General features: G+C 68.7%; 15 protein-coding genes. 9 read left to right on the top strand and 6 right to left on the bottom strand.

Annotated elements, in window-relative coordinates; genetic code table 11:
- Nucleotides 1-2: 2 nt before the first annotated feature.
- From ABZ454_RS03355 to ABZ454_RS03380, 6 genes are all read left to right on the top strand, one after another.
- On the top strand, nucleotides 3-899 hold the full coding sequence (locus ABZ454_RS03355; RefSeq protein ID WP_359535865.1) for an MBL fold metallo-hydrolase: 897 nt from the start codon (nucleotides 3-5) through the stop codon (nucleotides 897-899).
- Entirely contained in the window at nucleotides 896-1,654 is a 759-nt protein-coding gene (gene pqqC, locus ABZ454_RS03360; RefSeq protein WP_359535866.1) for a pyrroloquinoline-quinone synthase PqqC, read from the top strand. Before ABZ454_RS03355 ends, pqqC begins: the two co-directional genes overlap by 4 nt.
- Complete coding sequence (gene pqqD, locus ABZ454_RS03365; protein ID WP_359535867.1) at nucleotides 1,651-1,923, top strand: pyrroloquinoline quinone biosynthesis peptide chaperone PqqD; 273 nt, start codon at nucleotides 1,651-1,653, stop codon at nucleotides 1,921-1,923. The genes pqqC and pqqD overlap by 4 nt, the downstream gene beginning before the upstream one ends.
- Complete coding sequence (gene pqqE, locus ABZ454_RS03370) at nucleotides 1,920-3,029, top strand: pyrroloquinoline quinone biosynthesis protein PqqE (protein WP_359535868.1); 1,110 nt, start codon at nucleotides 1,920-1,922, stop codon at nucleotides 3,027-3,029. The genes pqqD and pqqE overlap by 4 nt, the downstream gene beginning before the upstream one ends.
- 872 nt (nucleotides 3,030-3,901) lie before the next feature.
- Nucleotides 3,902-6,889, top strand: a complete 2,988-nt coding sequence (locus tag ABZ454_RS03375) for an NACHT domain-containing protein (protein ID WP_359535869.1) — start codon at nucleotides 3,902-3,904, stop codon at nucleotides 6,887-6,889.
- Nucleotides 6,890-7,159: 270 nt separating this feature from the next.
- Entirely contained in the window at nucleotides 7,160-8,125 is a 966-nt protein-coding gene (locus ABZ454_RS03380; RefSeq protein WP_359535870.1) for a serine protease, read from the top strand.
- A gap of 170 nt (nucleotides 8,126-8,295) precedes the next feature.
- Here the strand turns inward: ABZ454_RS03380 and ABZ454_RS03385 are convergent, their stop codons facing one another.
- The 3 genes from ABZ454_RS03385 to ABZ454_RS03395 form a co-directional block, all read right to left on the bottom strand.
- On the bottom strand, nucleotides 8,296-9,204 hold the full coding sequence (locus tag ABZ454_RS03385; RefSeq protein ID WP_356314806.1) for a Ku protein: 909 nt from the start codon (nucleotides 9,202-9,204) through the stop codon (nucleotides 8,296-8,298).
- A 281-nt stretch (nucleotides 9,205-9,485) separates the two neighbouring features.
- A complete protein-coding gene (locus tag ABZ454_RS03390) occupies nucleotides 9,486-9,680 on the bottom strand; it encodes a hypothetical protein (protein ID WP_356314809.1) in 195 nt (64 codons plus the stop codon).
- A gap of 303 nt (nucleotides 9,681-9,983) precedes the next feature.
- On the bottom strand, nucleotides 9,984-11,249 hold the full coding sequence (locus ABZ454_RS03395; protein ID WP_359535871.1) for an MFS transporter: 1,266 nt from the start codon (nucleotides 11,247-11,249) through the stop codon (nucleotides 9,984-9,986).
- 112 nt (nucleotides 11,250-11,361) lie between these two features.
- On the opposite strand from ABZ454_RS03395, the gene ABZ454_RS03400 reads away from it, so the two are divergent.
- Nucleotides 11,362-11,739, top strand: coding sequence for an ArsR family transcriptional regulator (locus tag ABZ454_RS03400; RefSeq protein ID WP_359535872.1), 378 nt, complete (start codon nucleotides 11,362-11,364; stop codon nucleotides 11,737-11,739).
- Nucleotides 11,740-12,080: 341 nt separating this feature from the next.
- Entirely contained in the window at nucleotides 12,081-15,251 is a 3,171-nt protein-coding gene (locus tag ABZ454_RS03405) for a discoidin domain-containing protein (RefSeq protein ID WP_359535873.1), read from the top strand.
- A gap of 833 nt (nucleotides 15,252-16,084) precedes the next feature.
- On the opposite strand, the gene ABZ454_RS03410 is transcribed toward ABZ454_RS03405, so the two are convergent.
- Together ABZ454_RS03410 and ABZ454_RS03415 are read right to left on the bottom strand one after the other, a co-directional pair.
- Nucleotides 16,085-16,519, bottom strand: a complete 435-nt coding sequence (locus tag ABZ454_RS03410; protein WP_356314822.1) for an SRPBCC family protein — start codon at nucleotides 16,517-16,519, stop codon at nucleotides 16,085-16,087.
- A gap of 94 nt (nucleotides 16,520-16,613) precedes the next feature.
- The gene (locus ABZ454_RS03415) at nucleotides 16,614-16,994 is read right to left on the bottom strand and encodes a VOC family protein (RefSeq protein WP_356314825.1); all 381 of its coding nucleotides are present in this window, start codon (nucleotides 16,992-16,994) and stop codon (nucleotides 16,614-16,616) included.
- A 771-nt stretch (nucleotides 16,995-17,765) separates the two neighbouring features.
- On the opposite strand from ABZ454_RS03415, the gene ABZ454_RS03420 reads away from it, so the two are divergent.
- Nucleotides 17,766-18,191: a hypothetical protein gene (locus tag ABZ454_RS03420; protein ID WP_359535874.1), complete on the top strand. Its 426-nt coding sequence runs from the start codon at nucleotides 17,766-17,768 to the stop codon at nucleotides 18,189-18,191.
- Here ABZ454_RS03420 and ABZ454_RS03425 read toward each other — a convergent pair.
- Nucleotides 18,178-18,381, bottom strand: a complete 204-nt coding sequence (locus tag ABZ454_RS03425) for a cold-shock protein (protein WP_136326921.1) — start codon at nucleotides 18,379-18,381, stop codon at nucleotides 18,178-18,180. The two genes, ABZ454_RS03420 and ABZ454_RS03425, sit on opposite strands and share 14 nt — an antisense overlap.
- Between the last annotated feature and the right edge of the window lie 252 nt (nucleotides 18,382-18,633).

Consider the following 18,633-nt stretch of genomic DNA (forward strand, 5'->3'; position numbering starts at 1 on the left):
CGATGCTGCTGCTCACTCTGGGCACGGCAGCGGGTGGAGGGGTTCCCCAGTGGAACTGCGCGTGCCCCGGCTGCACCGGGGCACGCGCCCACCCCGACCGTCGCCGCAGCCATGACTCGCTTGCCGTCCTCGGCCAGGATCCGTCGTCCTGGTTCCTCGTCAACGCGGGCCCGGACATCACCGACCATCTGGAGGCGCACCCCCGGCTGCGTCCCGGAGCGGGCGAGGAACGCACCCCTGTGATCCGGGTCCTGCTCACTGACGCGGAGCTCGACCACACGCTGGGCCTGCTGCGGCTGCGCGAGGCGCGGAACGTGGAGATCTACGCCACCGCACCGGTACGCCGGGCTCTGCGCGAACGCCTCGCGCTGGACACCGTTCTGACGCCGTACACCACCCTTACCTGGCGGAACCTGCCGCCGCCGGGTCAGAGCCCGGCGGTGATCGCGGGGATCGAAGTCTGCGCCGTGCCCCTGTCCACCAAGCGTCCCCGCTACGCCGCCGACGCTCCGGAGGACGACTCCTGGGTCACCGCCGCCCGCCTCCACGACCCCGGCCGCGGAGGGACGGCGCTGTACGCGCCCGCGCTCGCCGGCTGGACTGCGGAGTTCGGCAAGGAGGCCGCCGCGGCGGACTGCGTCTTCATCGACGGAACGTTCTGGGACGACCAGGAACCGCGACGCCTGGGCATCTCCACCAGGACGGCCACCGCGATGGGCCACCTGCCCATCGACGGACCCGCCGGCACCGCCGAGCACCTGGCGCCCCTGTCGGCCCGCTGCCTCTACACCCACCTCAACAATACGAACCCCCTGGTCGACCCCCTTGCCCCGCACCACGGCGTCCTGGCCGGACGTGGGCTCGAAGTGGCCCAGGACGGGATGGTGATCGAGCTATGACGACAGCACCCGCACGGCCCGGACCCGGAATCGCGCACGTCGCGCGGCCGGACGACTCACCCCTGCCGCCCCCCGCGTTCGAGTCCGAACTGCGGGAACTGGCACGGAGCCGCTACCACGACAAGCATTCGTTCAACGTGCGCATGCACCGGGGTGACCTCAGCCCGGCAGAGCTGCGCACCTGGGTCGCCAACCGCTTCCACTACCAGCGCAGCATCCCGGTGAAGGACGCCCTGATCCTCGCCAAACTGCCCGAGCCCGCCATGCGGCGGTCGTGGCTGCGCCGGATCCAGGACCACGACGGTATCGCCGAGGGCGAGGGCGGCATCGAGCGCTGGCTGCGGCTCGGAGAGGCGGTCGGCCTGGACCGGGCCGACCTGGAGTCGGGCAGGAACGTCCTGCCCGGGGTGCGGTTCGCCGTCGACGGCTACGTGAACTTCTGCCGGCTCAGTCCCCCTCTGGAGGCCGTCGCCTCCTCGCTCACCGAGCTGTGCGCGCCGAACATCATGCTGACCCGCCTGGAAACCTTTCCTGTCCACTACCCATGGATCGAGGAGTCGGGGCTCGCCTATTTCCGGAGCCGGGTACCGCAGGGGCGCCGCGACGGCGTCGAGGCACTGTCCTGGGTGGTCGACTGGGCGCGGACCCGGGCCGACCAGCTCGGCGCGCTGTCCGCACTGGCCTTCAAGTGCGACGTGCTGTGGTCGCTGCTCGACAGCGTCGAGCACGGCAGCCGGCCGGGAGGCGTGGGATGAACGCCCGCCACGGCGATCTCTGGTGCCCGCGACGGGCGCCCGCCGTCCTCATGAGGCACGACCGGACGCGCGGCAAGGACGTCCTGCTCATGCCGGAACGCGTCGTCGTGCTCGAGGGCAGCGCCCGATCGATCATCGAACTGTGCGACGGTACGCGCACGGTGACCCGCATCGCTGACGAGCTGCGGGAACGCTTTCCCGCAGCCCCCGTCGACACCGAGGTGAGCACGTTCATCGAACGGCTGCACAGGGAAGGCTGGATCCGATGACGGTGACGACCCCACCCCCGTGGGGGCTGCTGGCGGAACTCACACACGCCTGCCCGCTGCACTGCGGCTACTGCTCCAACCCCTTGGAACTCACCCGCCGCTCCCGCGAGCTGACCGCCCCGCAGTGGGTGGACATCTTCCGCCAGGCCGCCGATCTCGGCGTCCTGCAGACCCACCTCTCCGGCGGCGAACCGCTGCTCCGCAAGGACCTGGAGACCATCGTCACCGGTGCGGAGGAGTCCGGCATCTACACCCAGCTGGTCACCAGCGGCTCGGGCCTCACCGAGGACCGTCTGCGCTCCCTGATCGCGGCGGGGCTGCGCAGCGTCCAGCTGTCCGTGCAGCACGCGGACCCCGCCACCTCCGATGCGATCGCAGGCAGCCGGGCGTTCGCCGCCAAGGAGGCCGCTGCGGCCCTCGTCCGCAAGGCCGGGCTGCCCCTCGGCGTCAACGTCGTGCTGCACCGGCACAACCTGGACGCCATCGACGCTCTCGTCGAGCTCGCGCTGAAATGGGACGCGGACCGGATCGAGCTGGCCAACACGCAGTTCTACGGCTGGGGCCTGCTCAACCGGGAGGCACTCATGCCCGGCCGCGACCAGCTCGCCCGCGCGGTGGAGTCCGTCGACCGATGGCGCGAGCGGCTGGAGGGACGTCTGGAACTCGTCTGGGTCACGCCCGACTACTTCGACGGGGTCGCCAAACCCTGCATGGGCGGCTGGGGGGCCGTCTCACTCACCGTCGCCCCTGACGGCACCGTCCTGCCGTGCCCGGCAGCCGCCACCTTGCCCGGCCTGGACCCGGTCAATGCCAAGGACCACTCCCTGCGCTGGATATGGGAGGAATCGAAAGCATTCAACCTGTACCGCGGTACGGACTGGATGCCCTCCCCGTGCCGCAGTTGCGACCGACGGGACAAGGACTTCGGCGGCTGCCGGTGCCAGGCGTTCGCACTCACCGGCGACGCCACCCGCACCGACCCGGCCTGCTCCCTCTCCTCGGACCACGCGACGCTGACAGCCCTGGCCCGTCCCGCTGCCGGCGGCATCAGTGACATGGTGCCGCGCCGCCCCACCGTCGGCCCGCGGGCGTCCGCGAGCGCCTGACCACCCCTCCGGTCGCAAGGCTGCTCGGTCAGCCCCGAGTCAGCCCCGGACGTAGACCGACCGGGCCGGAGCCACGGTCCGCCTGCGAAACGGGAGGAGAAGCCGCGAATACCGGCGAGAAGGGTGACTCGCCGCTCCCTCCCGGAGGCGCGAGAGTTCCCGCAGCGCGCTCTTGCCGTGGCGCGTAAGCTGGTTTTACATCCGCCTGGTGGAGTAAGCCGACGCTAAGGGCTGTCCCGTAATCCCTGGTGGATCAGCACGCGGCGTCAGATGCGGTGCATCGCAAGGCGGAGGAGCGTCCGCATACTGGATGTATTCGGGCGTTCCGACAACGCGGCGAGGTGCCGTAGCTGTCGTCGTGCGCCGGCCAGGGATTACGGGACAGCCCTTAGGTGGCTGTAGTACGTATCGTAAAATCCTGGTCCGCCGGAGTGCGGTCCTCTTCCTGAGCCCACGGGTGCCAGCGACGAAGGACGGGCACGATGAATCAGGCCATTCTTCATCCTGAGGGGAAGTCCCGGCCGCCGAACGCTCCACGCTATGTCAGGGGCAGGCGCCTCCTGACTCGAACGACATACAGCGTGAGCCGAATTTCACGGATGAGGCGGGTGCGGCGGGAGGCACGACGCAAAAGCGCCGCCACTCGGAAGTGGCGCGGAAGATGGACACCCGGCACCTACGTATGGATATTCTCGATCGCCGGCTCAGCCCTTTTCTTGTCCTGGATAGCTCTGGCCGTCTACGTCATCATCGATGGCAAAGCCGGGTATGTGGAGCGGACGTGCCGTCCCACAAACACATCCTGCAGTGCGGTCATCAGTTTCTCCACACCATTCCTTGCTCTGGCGCTGAGTACGCTCATATTTCTCACGGTGCGGTACTGGAAGATCGTCCGTCCGATCCGCAGGATCGCGAAGAAGAATCCTCAGGAGCTGGTCCCCACGGCAGGGGCCATCATGGAAGAGGTCGTCGGCCGTCAAGAACTGTGCGCGGTGATTGCGGAGGCCCTGCGGGACCGTCACAGCCGACGTCCGTACGTGCTCGTCGGCAGCATCGGCAGCGGAAAAACAGCCGTTCTCGTGCAGCTGACGCAGCTTCTGGCCGAGAAAGGCGCCATTCCCGTTCCGATTCACCTGCGCGGCGCCGACCTTGACGGCGTCGACCTGAACTTCAGCGAGTTGGCCAAGCGGCGCTTCTGTGAAGAGGTGGACCCTGGAGTGATCTCCAGGGCGCAGGCGGAACGAGTGTGGCGACAGATCTGCATGAACGACAAGGTCGTCGTCATCGCCGACGGGCTGGAGGAGGCCTTCAGCGACGGCAGGCAGCAGAGAAACCGGGACAGCGTGATCCGCCGCGCCATCAAGCGGGCGGACAAGCAAAGGCTCCCGCTCGTGATCGCCTCCCGTCCGCACGCCACGCTCGAAGGAACGCAGGCGGCCGTCATCGATCTCGAGCCCCTCAGCGAGGAGGCCGCGTTCATATACCTGGAACAGAAAGACCCCGGTGTGGACAGTCGGCGACTCGACTGGATTGTCGAGACCGCCGCAGTCGCGGAGTCCCCGCTGTATTTGCAGATCGCGCGTCAGCTCGGGCAGCACCAACTTCTGGAGAACTTCGAGAACAACAAGGGATGGGAGCCCATAGACATACGCGGAAGCGACCGGTCGGGAATACGACTGAGCCTGCTGAACTCCTGGCTCAAGGCCCTCGTGGAGGGCCATCTCCGCGCCCAGTTCGACCTTGACTCGGAGCAACGCAAGAGAACCGTGGATGTCGTATCGGCACTGGCTTGCATCGGTCTGCTGAATGACAGGCTGGAAGTCAGGTTCGACGAACTGATCAGCTGGCCCACTGACGAAAGGGAGTGCCGACCGGCAGCCGAATGTCGCTATGCGCACATCCTCCGTCAGCTCAAGGAGCGTGTGGCAGACCTGCCTAAAAACGAGAACAATCGGTGCTGGCAGACCACCCTGGCGCGCTATGCTGCGCAGGGTGAGCAACTCGGACTGGTCGAGGCGCACAATTATAAGGTCAGATTTCCGCACAGTATCCTTCAGGCATGCCTGGGTTCCCGCTTCCTTGACGCTGTCCAGCAGCACTCCTCCGACGACCTCAAAAAAGCGCTCGCCGAACCCGGCCGTGAACTTCTGATCGCCCTTATCATGCGATCTCGTCTTCATCGCGATACCACCCCCCAGCAGGCCACGGTAAAATTGCTCCTCGCCGCCGCTGAAGATCGTCAGGACGACAAGGCATTCGATCTCTTCGCCGCAGCGCTCGAGATCGACACGGGCCGAATTAATGATTCCCTTCACGAAGAAATCGCCGGAACTGTCCTGACACGATGGCCTGAAATAAAAGGTGGGGACCGGCGGACGCGGGATGAGGCGAAGCTGAGACTCGTGCACCGCTTCGGTGAGGCACTTCGCCGACTCGACCGTGCGAGAAATGACCGCCCGGACGAGTGGGCGCGTCCGGCATATGGCGACCTGATGAGGATCAGTTGGATCGAGCCCTACTATCCTGTGCGACTGGCCATCGCCCAGGAGATCGGCGCGGGCGGCGCCACCGCGTTCGATGAACTACGCAAGCTTTTCCCGTGGCCGACGAAGAAGGACGATCCGCGCGCCGACAGGTACGACCCCTGGAAGCAGTACAAAAAGGCCATCGAAGACGAACAGTACGAGGAGAACTCGAAGCGCGAGAGGAGAATCTGCAATCCGGACGCAGCGGACCCGCCGGAAAGCGGGGAGTCGCCCAGAGACCGAATCTGGCGGCAGTTCGTCACGAGAGCCTGGCTGGTCCCCATGATCGTGGGATCGGTCGGAAGCGACCGCCAGAGCCAGGCACGGGAGAGAATGGATCTCTGGCTGCAGCACCTGGTGCCCAACCCCGCGACCGGACGGGCGGACCTGCCCATTTCCCTGGAGATCGCTCTCTCGCAAGGCTTCAAGAGCGCGGCGAACCGTAGAAGGCGGCACCCGGCAACTTCCGAAGAGGCCCGCGAGTACCTGATCGGGCGCGCCGAGCACATGCTCACCCACGCGCGCTACTGGTATTCCCAACTCTCCCTCATCCACGCACTCTGCCTGTGGGAGTTGCCGGACAGAGCCGACGACCGGATCGAAGGTGCCGGAAACGGCAATGGCGGCGCCGGTACGGACCCGTTGCGCGCCGTGGAGCGTTGGCTCTCCATGGCCGGCAGCGAACAGGCTCCCGCCGATCAGCCCGCGGACGAGCTGACAGACGGCGGAGCAAGGAAATTGCATCCTTTCGTCGCCGAGGGCGCGGATCTCGCGGCGCTCGCACTGGAGACCCGGCATCCCGAGCGATTCATCTGGATCGATGAGAAGGGAGCCACCGTCAACATCGGCTCGAATCCCGCAGATGCCACGTTCTGCCGGAGGCACAGCCTCTGGATTCCGCCCTCGGTGGGGTGGAGCACGCTGCACCCGCGGGCCCAGCAGCTCCTCGCCGACATCCTTCTGCTGCTCAACGTCACGGAACGCGACGGTCTGGTGGTCGACGACCGGCTGCGTCGCACGAACCGCACGACACTCCCACCGTGCCTGTCCACGGACCGGACATCTCTCCACCCCGAGCGCACAGTGGGCATGCCCGGAACCGCCGAGCCCGGGATCTGCTGCCAGCGCAACTGCAAGTTCGAGCTGTGCCCGTATCCAGCAAAGGGAGAGCAACCGGGAGCCGAACTGAGCGAGCCCTTCTGCCGACAGCAGCAGGCGCTGCTCGCAAGTCGCGACGCGCGGCGCAAGAAGGCTCCCTGGCAGGGGATGACCGGCCGCGAACTCAGGCGGTTCTGGGCGGCGATGGCTGAGCGGACCCGTACGCCCAAGGTGTAACTCGGGGACCTGAGGCGCTCTTCGATCGGACAGGGCCCACCACTGGCCTGGTTCCCAGGGCCGGTGCCCCCTCCCCACGCCTTCTCGCGCGTACCGCGAAGTCCTTCGCCGGGCAGCCACACCGCGGGCTCCGCGTTTCCCCAGTACAGAAGGGGGGCTGGCCCCACCATCGACCCGCCCGCTGCCCGGATGGCCCGGCGGCCCTGGCATGACGAGGCTGAAAGCGTACGAATCGAGTACAGATCCACCAAGCAAAAAGGGAAAACCTCTGTGTTCAGCTTCAAGCCGCCGCACCGCCGTACCGCCCGCGCCGCTGCTGTCGGCACCCTCGCCGCCGCGGCCTGCGCCACCGTCATGGCCGGCAGCGCCGGGGCCATCGTCAACGGGTCGGATTCCACCGAGAGTTACTCGTTCATGGCGACCGTTCCCGTGTCGGCCCCGAAGGCCGGTCTGCTCGACGGAACCTGCGGGGCATCGCTGATCGATGAGCAGTGGGTGCTGACGGCGGCCCACTGCGTGGAGGGCGAGGACCTCGAGCTGGAGGGCATCGTGCGCGTCGGCAGCGACCACCGCAAGTCCGGCGGCACCGTCCGGAAGATCGACCGGACCTTCGTCCACCCCGGCTATGTGAACGGCGACAACAAAGCCGCCAACAAGGACGACATGGCACTGATTCGACTGGACCGTCCGGTCGCCGGAGAACCCGTCAAGATCGCCGAGCAGCCTGGCAAGCCCGGCACTCCGACCCGGCTCCTGGGCTTCGGCACCACGTCCGACACCGAGTTCGCGTTCCCGGACCGGCTGCGGGAACTCAACACCCGCAGGGGCGCTGAGTCCGAGTGCGCGCCCGGGTATGCGGACCGGACCCGGCTGTGCACGATCACTACCGTGCCCGACGCCATGGCGTGCTTCGGGGACTCCGGCGGACCGCAGGTCCGGATGGGCCGGGACGGCCGCTGGGAACTGATCGGCGTCACCTCCGGGCCCGGCGCCCCGAAGGTGCCGTGCTCGCAGGGCCCTGGCCTCTACTCCAGCGCGCCCGCCTATGCGGACTGGATCGACGGGACCATGAAGGCCAACAGCACTCCGTCGACTCCGGTGAAGCGCTCCACCCTCGCCGAGACCGGCACGAACGACACCACCGCGGCTCTGGGCGGGGTGGCCGCGGCGCTGATCCTCGCCGGCGGCGGCACCGCCGTCGCCGTGCGCCGCCGCAGGGCCCGCCGCACCACCTGAGCGAACTCGCCGCGCCGGGAGGCACATCGCACCGCGACCGGGTGTGGAGGAGTCGCCCGGACTACCGGCGCATCCACGCGATCGTCCGGCAGGCGGACGGCCCGGTCATGGTGCGGCAGGTCGCGACTGCCGGCAGGCGCCGCACCACCGCGCCGCCTGCCGGCAGCCGGTCAGGACGCGGAGCGCTTCTTCGCGGCCGGGCTCTTCTTCGCCGTGGCCTTCTTGGCCGCCGGCTTCTTGGGGCCGGCCTTCTTGCGTGGCCGCATCTCGTGCACGGTGGCGTCCTCCCCCTCTTCACCGCGGCTTTCCTTCGCCGCCTTGACGGAGGCGTTCAGGGCGGCCATCAGGTCCATGACCTGCCCGGACTCCTGCTGCTCGCCTTCGGCCGGCTCGGGGCGCTCCTTGCCCTCGGACTTCGCCTCGATCAGCTCTTCCAAGGCCTCGCGGTAGCGGTCCCGGAACTGGGCGATGTCGTCGGTGGCCATGTTCTCGGTGAGCTGGACCGCCCGGTCGATCTCTGCCTCGTCCAGCTCCACCGGTCGCGGTGCGAGCGAATCGGGGCTGCGGACCTCGTCGGGCCAGTGCATGGAGTGCAGCACGATCGCCCCCTCACGGACCCGGAGCAGCCCGAGCCGCTCGCGTCCGTGCCACGCGAATTTCGCCACCGCGACTTTGTCGGACCGCTCCAATGCCTTGCGGAGCAGGGTGTACGGCTTGGCCGCGACCTGGCCGTCGATGCCGAGGTAGTAGCTGTCGCCGATCCGGACCGGGTCGATGGTGCCCGCGTCGACGAACGCGACGATCTCGATCGCCTTCGCGGTCGGCAGCGGCATCGACTCGAGTTCCTGGTCGGTGACGGTGACGACCTCGTCCTTCGAGACCTCGTAACCCTTGCCGATCTCCTCCTGCTCCAGTGGCTCGTCGTTGATCTCGCAGACCTTGCGTGTGCGGACCCGTCCCATGTCCTCCAGATGCACCCGGCGAAAGTGGATCGAGTGGTCCTCGGTCGCACTGATGATCTTGATAGGGATCGTGACCAGGCCAAAACTGATCGCACCCGTCCACAACGGCCGCGGCATACGCACACACCTCCAGGCCCCCCTGGTGGTCGGAGACAGGAACGGCCCACGCACCGGGACAGGCCGACATGAAGGACCCGGGCCGGGGCCACCGCCCGCACCTCGATACTCACGCCACTCACTGTCCGCCGCACCCCGGGCGGCACCTTCCGGCGGCCGGCCACCGGCCACGGTGTGACTCCGGCTGCGGCGAGCGGTGTGCGCGGGGTGGTTCCCCCCGCGCACCAGGTGCGGGGTGGGGTGGGGTGGTGAGCGAGGTACTCGCCACCGTGGCGGACGGGTCAGCCGAGGAAGTTGTCAGGATGCGCCTCCGTCTGCAGCGTCCAGAACTCGCCCGGGCACGGGGAGGGGAGCGGCGGGAAGCGATGGCCCTTCACGTCCGTACTCCAGTGATGCTTGCTGCCACAGTCGCATTCATAGATCCCGCTGGCGGGCACGATCTCGCCCGGGTGCCACGATGTCTTCTCCTCAGTCATGGTCCCTGTCTACGACCGTGCACCGCACTCCGCCTTCGGGCACGACCCGAACGGGTCCGTGGACCACACGCCTGCCGCACGGGTGAAAGCGCCGCTCACGGCAGGGGGCAGCCGCCGCGTTCCAGGGTGACGCGACCGTGCAGGCCGGCGCTCCGGCTGTGGGCCTGCGGCACACAGGTGGACGTCGGTGGCCCACGCCCCCTCCCCCTCCCACTGCCACTCCGGCTTGGGCCTCCTGGCGTCTGCGCAGGAGGTCGGCGAGTCGTGGACCGCTCCCCGCGAAGGCCGCTCCTTCCCGATCCTTCAGGCCGAGTCCGTCACCCGGTGCCGGGTGGCAAGGACCACCAGGCCGCCGAGGACCGCCAGGCCCAGCAGGACGGTGCCGAAGATCGTGGTACCGCTGGTCAGGCCCACCGCGTCGCTGAGGTAGCCGGCGGAGACCGGCAGGATGCCGGCCGGGAGGTAGCCACCCACGTTGAGCGCGGCATTGGCCTCGGCAAGGCGCTGGGGCGGGACCGTTGAGTTGAGCAGCGAGAGACCGCCGAGCTGTCCCATGCCCTGGCCCGCCCCCGCGAGCAGGGCCGAAAGGACGAGCACGGCCACCGCCGAGGTCTGTACGGCAACGATCAGCGTGATCATGCTCAGCGCGGTACTGGCCGCGCCGGCCGTGAGGATGGTGCGGCGGCGCAATCTCCGCACGGCGAACTGCACCCCGGTGGCGGCGAGGAACATGACGAACGCCATGCCACCGGCGACGATCCGGCTGGTGGTGCCGAGCAGGTCGGACAGCAGCGAGGGGCCGAGCGAGAGCACGAAGGACGTGGCCGTGATGCCGGGCGCGAACACGGCGATGCCAAGGACGAGTTGGCGGCCGTTGCCGGACGGGACCCCAGGCACTCGCACCCAGGCACCCTGGACGCGCACGGCGGGACGACGCACCGGCATGCGCAGCACCACGAGCAGCGCGGTGGCCAGGAGGACGGCCTCTACGACGAAGACGCTCACGGTCGGGGCGGGCGCCATCTCGGACATGACACCGGCGATCAACGGGCCGAGCCCGGCACCGAAGACCATGGCACAGGAGGCGAGCAGGGCGGCGACGCGCTTGCGCTCGGGCCCGGCGATGTCGGACACCGCGGCCATACCCGCCGAGACGACGGCACCGACCGCGACCCCGGTGAACAGTCGCGCCACGATGAGTGCGGCCACACCGGTGGCGGTCGCGAAGATCAGGCAGGCCGCGAGGGCGAGCACCAGAGCGGGCAGCAGGACGGGTTTGCGGCCGACCCGGTCGGAGACCACGCCGGAGACCAGCAGTGAGCCGATCAGACCGACGATGTAGAACGCGAACACCACGGTCAGGGTGCCTTGGGAGAATCCGATGTCGCGCTGCCACAGCACGTACAGCGGCGTCGCGGCGTTCGAGAGCACGAAGACGGCGGTGACCGGCCATGCCGCCAGCCACACCCACCGTAACGGCGCGGCGCTCGGTCGCCGGCTGGCTTCTGGGATGCCTGTGCGCTGGCCCCCGCCGACGGCCCCTACGGACTCGGTCCGGGTCTCGGACATGGCTGTTCCTCCCGTTCGTCTTTCGGCTGGCTCCGACAGTACGACTTTAATCGAACTTAGCATGCAGTACGATTACAGTCGTACATAAGAATCGCGCGGTGAGGAGCTGCCCATGTCCGCGAACGCGGCCGTCGCACCCGGTATCAGAGTGCTCCCCGAGCCCTCCGACCTGCCCGAACCGCTGCCGGAGCCCGCCCTGGACGCACTCCGCCTGGAGACCGTGTTCGGTGCGCTCAGCGACCCCCTCAGGCTCACGATCGTCCGCAAACTGCTGCTGGAGTCGGAGAACTTCGACCACACCTGCGGCTGGTTCGGCTTCGACCGGCCCAAGTCGTCGCTCACACACCACTTCAAGGCGCTGCGCGAGGCCGGGGTCATTCGTCAGCGCCAGTACGGGCTCGAACGCCGCAGCCATGTCCGCGTCGCCGACCTGAACGCCCGGTTCCCCGGTCTCCTCGCCATGGTTGCGAGCTGGACGCCGCAAACCTGACAACGGGCGAGCGGCCTCGGCTTGCCTCGTCGGAGTCCTGGGGATTGGCTGCACGGCGACATGGTCGACACATACGCGCATGCCGTTCCTCTGACCCGGACGACCGCCGAGGCATCCGCCGCCCTCTGCCCCGAGGCAGCCGCCGAAGCGCCCGTCATTCTTCGTGTGCCCCCCTGCGGTCGGGCAGGCATGCCTTGCGCTCTGCGCACCCGTGCGAGCCGTGCGAGCCAAGGCGGAACCCCCGCACACGGAACGCGCCGCAGGCAGAAGCCTTGACGGACACCGAGTCAGGGGACAGGATGGCCGCAATCTGACAACGTTGTCACCGCCCGGAGGGCCTCATGACGGATATCCCGACCTCTTACGACCGGCGTAGATTCATCCAACTTGCTGGGCTGACAGGGATGTTGTCCGCAGGCTCACTGGCCCTCCCCGGCGTGGCAGCAGCCGCTACCCGGTCAGCAGCCACCGGCGGCCGTCACCACGACGGCGAGGAGGAGCGGGACAGCATCGCGGAGACCTACTACCAGGTGCTGCTGACGCACACGCGCTGGGCGGAGACGCAGTGGGACTCCTCGCGCGGGCACTACACCGCCAAGGACTTCGGCTTCGCGGTGGTGCTCGGCAACGCCGTGCTCCTGACCCAGGGGGTCTACGACGCCGGGGCCGCCGGCATCGGCGAGGACGAGCTGCGTTCCCGCACACTGGCCACCATCAAGCACTTCGCGGCCTCCAATCGCCTCACCGGTGGCACGGAGTGGGGGCGCACGCTGTTCTTCGACACGACCTTCCAGCTGTACTTCGTACTCGCCGCCCGGCTGCTCTGGGATCAGCTGGATGCCGGCACGCGGCAGAACGTCGACACGATCGCCCGCGAACAGGCGCAATACACCACAGCCCTCGGCAGCAAGACCGACCCCGCTTCCGGAAGCTGGACGCCGAACGGGCTGAAGGGCGGCTACGTCGGTGACACCAAGCTCGAGGAGATGGGCGTCTACGCCCAGTCGCTGGCACCGGGCCTTGCCTGGGCCCCCACCGATTCCCGCTACGAGGAGTGGGCAGCCGCCTTCGGCCGGTGGACGCGTAACGAAGCGGGGCTGCCCGCGGCGGATCTGGCCAATCCTGCCCTGGTCGACGGGGTCGCCGTCCAGGCGAACACCGCGACGAATCTCTACGACACGTTCATCGTGGAAAACCACAACTCCTTCGGCCCCCACTACCAGGAGGAGCTGTGGCGTACCTCGGGCCGTAACGCCGCTCACTTCATCGCCGCGGGCCGTCCCCTGCCGCAGGTCCTGACCGCGCAGCCGAACGCCGGGCCGCTGTGGCGCACTCTGCTCATGGTGATGAGCGACGCGGGCGAACCACTGATGCCCATGGTCGCGGACCGCGAACACCTCTACGGACGCGATGTGATCCCGCTGGCCTTCCTCGCCCAGGTGACCGGGGACCGTGCCGCCGCTTGGGCGGAGGCGGCCATGGCGAAGCGGCTCGTGCCCTACCAGGCATACGCGCCGAAGTACCGGCTCGCCAAGTTCTCGGGTGAGGCGAAGTACGAACCCGAGGCCCGGGCCGAGATCGCCATCAGCTACCTGTTGCACCGATGGCGAGCGGCCAACGGCGGGGTCGTGACACCGCTGTCCGATGCGGAGTTCTACGAACAGGCCTCCGGAGTAAGGGACTTCGCCGGGGGTCCCGGCCTGGTGGTCCAGCAGACGCCGGCGGCGTGGGCGGCCTCGGTGAGCAAGCCCGGTTTCGTCAAGTTCGCTTGGCAGCCCGCGCACGACGACTGGCTGTTCGCGCTGAGCGGCAACACTCCGATGTTCCTGCCCTCGACGGGGGGCAAGGTGCTGCGACGCTCGGTCACGACCTACCGCAGGGTCCGCGACGGTCTCGACGCGACCGCCTCCGTCCTCGAACTCGACACCGGAATCGCGGGGTTCACCACCCTCCCGTCGGGTGCGGTCGTCTACGCGACGAGCGGTACGGCCGCCGGTGAGGGGCGCCTGCAGATACACAACCTGACGATGCCGGGGCTGGCGGGCCTGGACGGCAGCCGTACGTACACCTCGGCCGAGGGTTCGGTGCAGGTGAAATCGAAGGACAGCGGGAACACCTCCGGCGGTGCCGGTCCCCGGGTGGACGCCCTCGTTCTCGCCCGCGGCTCCTACCGCTTCGTCCGCATGCAGGGTGTCTCCGGACACCCCCAGTACGGGTACTCCCTCTACTCCTTCTCCGTCCAGGACGGCGCGGCCGGCGCGGACATCGCCCGCGGAGCCGCAGTCACCGCTTCGTCAGCAGCTGCGGGGCACGAGGCCGCACATGTGCTGGACGGCGACGAGACCACCCGCTGGGCCGTCGCCGTGAGCGAACGCACCCGCCAGGACAGCTGGCTGACGGTGGACCTCGGCAGCAGCGTCGCCTTCGACCACGTCACCCTGGCCTGGGAGACCGCTGCCGCGGCCAAGTACCAGGTACAGGCATCCGATGACGGGGTGCACTGGACCGAACTGGCCAGTTTCCCCGAGGCCGAACTCACCAGCCGGGGCGGCTGGCTCTCCGTGGACGGCAGGGCCGGGCTCGTGGTCCGTGGCGCCGCCAATCCCCTCGCCGTGTACGGCGACATGGTGGTGCTGTCCGACGGTCCTGCCGAGGCCCTCACCGTCGAGGGCCATCCGACCGGAGACCCCACCGCGCTGAGAGTCGCGGCATCGCGGGAGGCGCCGCGGGCTGAGAACCCCTCCGTTCACGCCAGTACCGTCGGCGGGCACCTGAGCCTGTTCAACCTCTCCCCCGACGCCGTGGAGACCGTGGTGGCTCTGCCCCGGCAGGGAACCGGCACCGTTCTGTACGCCGGTTCGCAGACGGTGACCGCCTCCGGCACAGACTTCACGGCCGAACTGAACGGGGCGAGCGCGGCTGTCGCCGCGGCCCGGTTCACCCTGCTCCCGGCAAGGGGACGGACCGTGCCGCCGGGTGTCCGCGCCGATGTGGTCGACGCCGCGACCGTCCGTCTCACCGGGCCGTCGTGCGAGCTGATCGTGACGGCGGACGACGGCCGACGCACGAAGGTGCGCCTGCGCCGCGGCCGCACCGCGACGGTGTCGTTGCGCGACGCCGTCCCCTATCCACTGGCCGACGCCGCGCTGGGATGCGACACGTTTCCGAACGCCCCACGACCCGCCGGCATGTCCGATCCGTCGGCTGCGGTGGACGGCGACGGGAGGACGTCGTGGACCCCGGGTTCCGAGCAGGCGCGGATGGTCGTGGACCTCGGATCCGTCCGCCCCGTCGAGCGCGTGCTCGCGGAGTGGACCACGAACAGGGTGCCGCGGGCGACGGTCGAGTTCAGCGACGACGGCGTCACGTACAAGCCCGGTGGAACGCTGCGGGGCCGCAACACCACGACCGGTCTCACCGTCGGCGCGACCGCCCGGTACATAGCGCTCGATGTCTCGGGCTGGACCGTCAAGCACGCCCGGCTCCGGGCCCTTTCCGTGCTCCCCGGATAGAAGTCGCCGCACCGTACACGCACCCGACACAGCTCGACCGGCAGTACCGGCCATCGGCCGTGAAGCGGTCCGGGCTTGAGTCGGCCCCACCAGCAGGAGCTGGTGGGGCCGCAGGGCTCGGACAGGCTCAGATGTGTGCCTGCTGGAGCTCGGGTCACCTTTCGTGTGCCCGGAGGGGCCGGAACTATGTGTGCAGCTTCCCCGGAGCGGGCCAGCGCCGCCCGGCTGCCCGGGCGGTGCGGACGCGCCCTGGGGCGAGCACCGTTTCCGCGCAGGGGAGTTTACGATGCCAAGCCGTCGAGCTGTCCGATTCCCCGGGCCGCACCGGCGACGAGCGGCGCGGACAAGAGGGCTGGGCACGGCCTGGGCCCCTTCGTCCGGCCCGAGGCGGTCCGGACGATCTCTCGACGGCGGCGTCGACCCGCATCGTCCATGTCCCTCCGCCGGGCACATGCAGACGAGTACACCGGCCGAGGGCCGGTGCCACACGGGTCTTCCCGACGCCGGGAGTCGATGCCGCTCACGGGCGGACCGAACTGGTCCTCCCGTACCTGCTCCAAGCCGGCGGCTCCGACGGGCGGACAGCTCCTGGAGTACGGAGCGCGCCGGCCGCGCCCCCGGGCCGGGCGTGTGCCGGCAGCGGCCGCCGCGGAGTCGTCACGGCCCACCACTCCTCCGGCGCTTCCTCACCGCTCGGAGATCCGCCCGTATCCCAGCAGCTCCCCATGCCGCCCACGGGGTAGCTGAACGCGTGCAGGTGAAGGGTCATGACCGTACCGACTCAGCACCCTGATCGAGGGCTCGCGTCGGGACTACGGCTGGTCAGAGAACGTTCACCGCACGTCGCCTGCGGCGGTCCGCTCGGCCAGCTTCTGGAACTCTCCGAGGTCGTAGTTGGCCAGAACGGAGTCGAGATTGGTGAGGGCTCCCAAGTGCTCCACGAAGCCTTGGGGGTCGTACTCGATCTGCAGCGTCAACCGGCTCGACTCGTCGTCCAGTCGATGGAAGGTGACCACACCGGCGTGATGCACGCCCTCCGTCGTCTTCCAGGCAATCCGGTCTTCCGCTACGACCTCGGTGAGTTCAGCGACGAAGCTCTTGTCGACCCCGGGCAGAGCGAGCTGCCAGCCGAACCGACGCCCGTCCAGCGGATCGACGCGCTTGACATGGCTGAGGAACCTGGGCCACTGCGTCACATCACTCCACAGTGCCCAGCTGATGGCAACGGGGGCCTTCATATCTACTGTCTCGACAATCGAGGAAGACATATGAACTCCTTTGCAGGTTCGCGGATGCGCGGGGTGCTTCGCGGGGACACCAGGGCGTCCCACGCAGCGGGCCGGACAGGGCCTGTCCGGCGGATCAGCCGGGTGTGGCCATGGTGAAGGGGTGTCCGGCAGGATCGGAATAGAGGCGCGCGTCACGGACGCCTCCGTTGTTCTTCGTATCCAGAGGGCGCGCGCCGAGACCGACGGCCTCGCGCTCCGCCTCGTCGATATCCTCACGAGCCACCAGAATGCGCAGATGCGCCTGCTGGGAATCATCGGGCCGTGGCCAACTGGGCGGTGCGTAACCGTGGTCCCTGCGGATCGCGAGATGCACCCCGCTGTGGCCCACGACCTCGACGATATCGGGCTCGTGGCCGACACGGACTTCCGCGTTGAGTAACGCGGCGTAGAAGTCGGCCAGTTCCTCCGGCTCCGCACAGTCCAGCACCAGCACGCTCGTCTTGGGCACTGCCATGGCCATCCTCCGGTGTCGCGGGTATCCGGGTTCCGGACGTCGTTCCGACTACCCACGCCCAAGATCCGCACACCCGGACCTGCCGAATGGTCTTGCCGAGGCAGGACCCTCCCCACGCTCAGCCGCCTCCGGCCTCGCTCCGACCGCGACAGCGGAGCGCGGGCCCACACCCCTTCCGCCACCGTCGATGCGCGGCGACGTGTGACCCCGCCATGATCCGCCGAGCAACCTCGCCTTGCTACCCGACGTGAACTTGTGGTGTCAAAAGCCTCCGGGTGTGGGCTCGATCGGAACTGCCGCCCGAACTGACGCACTTGCGCACGGGGGTGCGATGTCGCTCTACGCCGGCGGCATGACGAACTATCCGGGCTTCGGTGGGCTGCTCGCTGCGTTGTCCGACCGCAAGAGCTTGGACGCCGGCGCCCTCGCGCGACGAGCCGGGGTCCTGGAAGCCGAACTGGAGGGGGTGCTCGCCGGCGTCATGCCCAGCCCGTCGCTGCTCCGGCGGCTCGGACCCGCGCTCGGCCTGCACGCCGTGAACGTATGCGTGATCGCGGGAGCGACGATTCCCGACGACCTCGCGCCCCTGGACGCAGACGCCCGGAGATGGGTCCCCGTGCCGTGGGACACCCCGCAGGCCTTCCGCAGGAGGAGAGAGGTGAACTGCTCGAGTTCGTCAGGTCGTTGGGACCGTACGACTGCGTGCAGTCCCCGCCGGTCCCGCAGGACTATGACCCGCCGGTCGGTCCACCGGGGGCCCTTCTCGTGCGCATGCTCAGGTACCGGAACCTGGACTGGATGGGCATGGCTCGGATCTTCGCCCATCTCACCGGCCGGTACTGGTCCGCTTCCACGTACGGAATGGTCGGATCGGGCCGCAAGGCGCTGACCGCCGACCTGGTTCACGACTTCGGGACCGTGCTGGGCATCGCCCCGGACGACCTGGCCGCTCTGACCGGCACCACGCTGTCCGTGGAGCTTCGGGGTCCGGAGCCGGCGGCGGTCGACATGGCCGAGTTGATCTGGGACCTGCGACGCCTGACCGCTGATCAGGTGCAGCGCGTCAGCGAGGTGGCGGCGTCCATGCAGCGGACGTGCGCGGACGTCGGGGCAGCCGTCCCACCCCTCTTCACCGCGACCCGGGCCGTCGGAGCACGCTCCGGCGGCCCGGGTCACCATGCGATCAGGCGGACGTGATGTTCTCCGCCTGCGGGCCCTTCTGGCCCTGCGTGATGTCGAAGGTCACGGCCTGACCCTCCTGGAGCTCACGGAAGCCGGTGGCGTTGATGTTCGAGTAATGGGCGAAGACGTCCGGCCCGCCGCCGTCCTGCTGGATGAAACCGAAACCCTTTTCGGCGTTGAACCACTTGACGGTTCCGCTGGCCATGCCGGTGCCTCTCAATCGTGTCCAGGGTCCGCACCACACGGACCCACAGGATGCCCTGGCCCCTGTACAGCAAAGCGCCCGCGCCGAAGCGCGGGCAGCCGAGGAACCACGGCATCTGGAAAAGACGCTACATGGCGAAGCCCTCTGCCACCAGAGATCCAGGCATGGTTGCGGATGTCCAGCAGCAAAAGTCACCGCAACAGAGCCCGGGGAGCGGGCCGGCCGAGTCCTCGGCCCTCTGCTGGCGAGGCA

This window comes from Streptomyces sp. NPDC005803, from assembly GCF_040630435.1.
Lineage (GTDB): Bacteria > Actinomycetota > Actinomycetes > Streptomycetales > Streptomycetaceae > Streptomyces.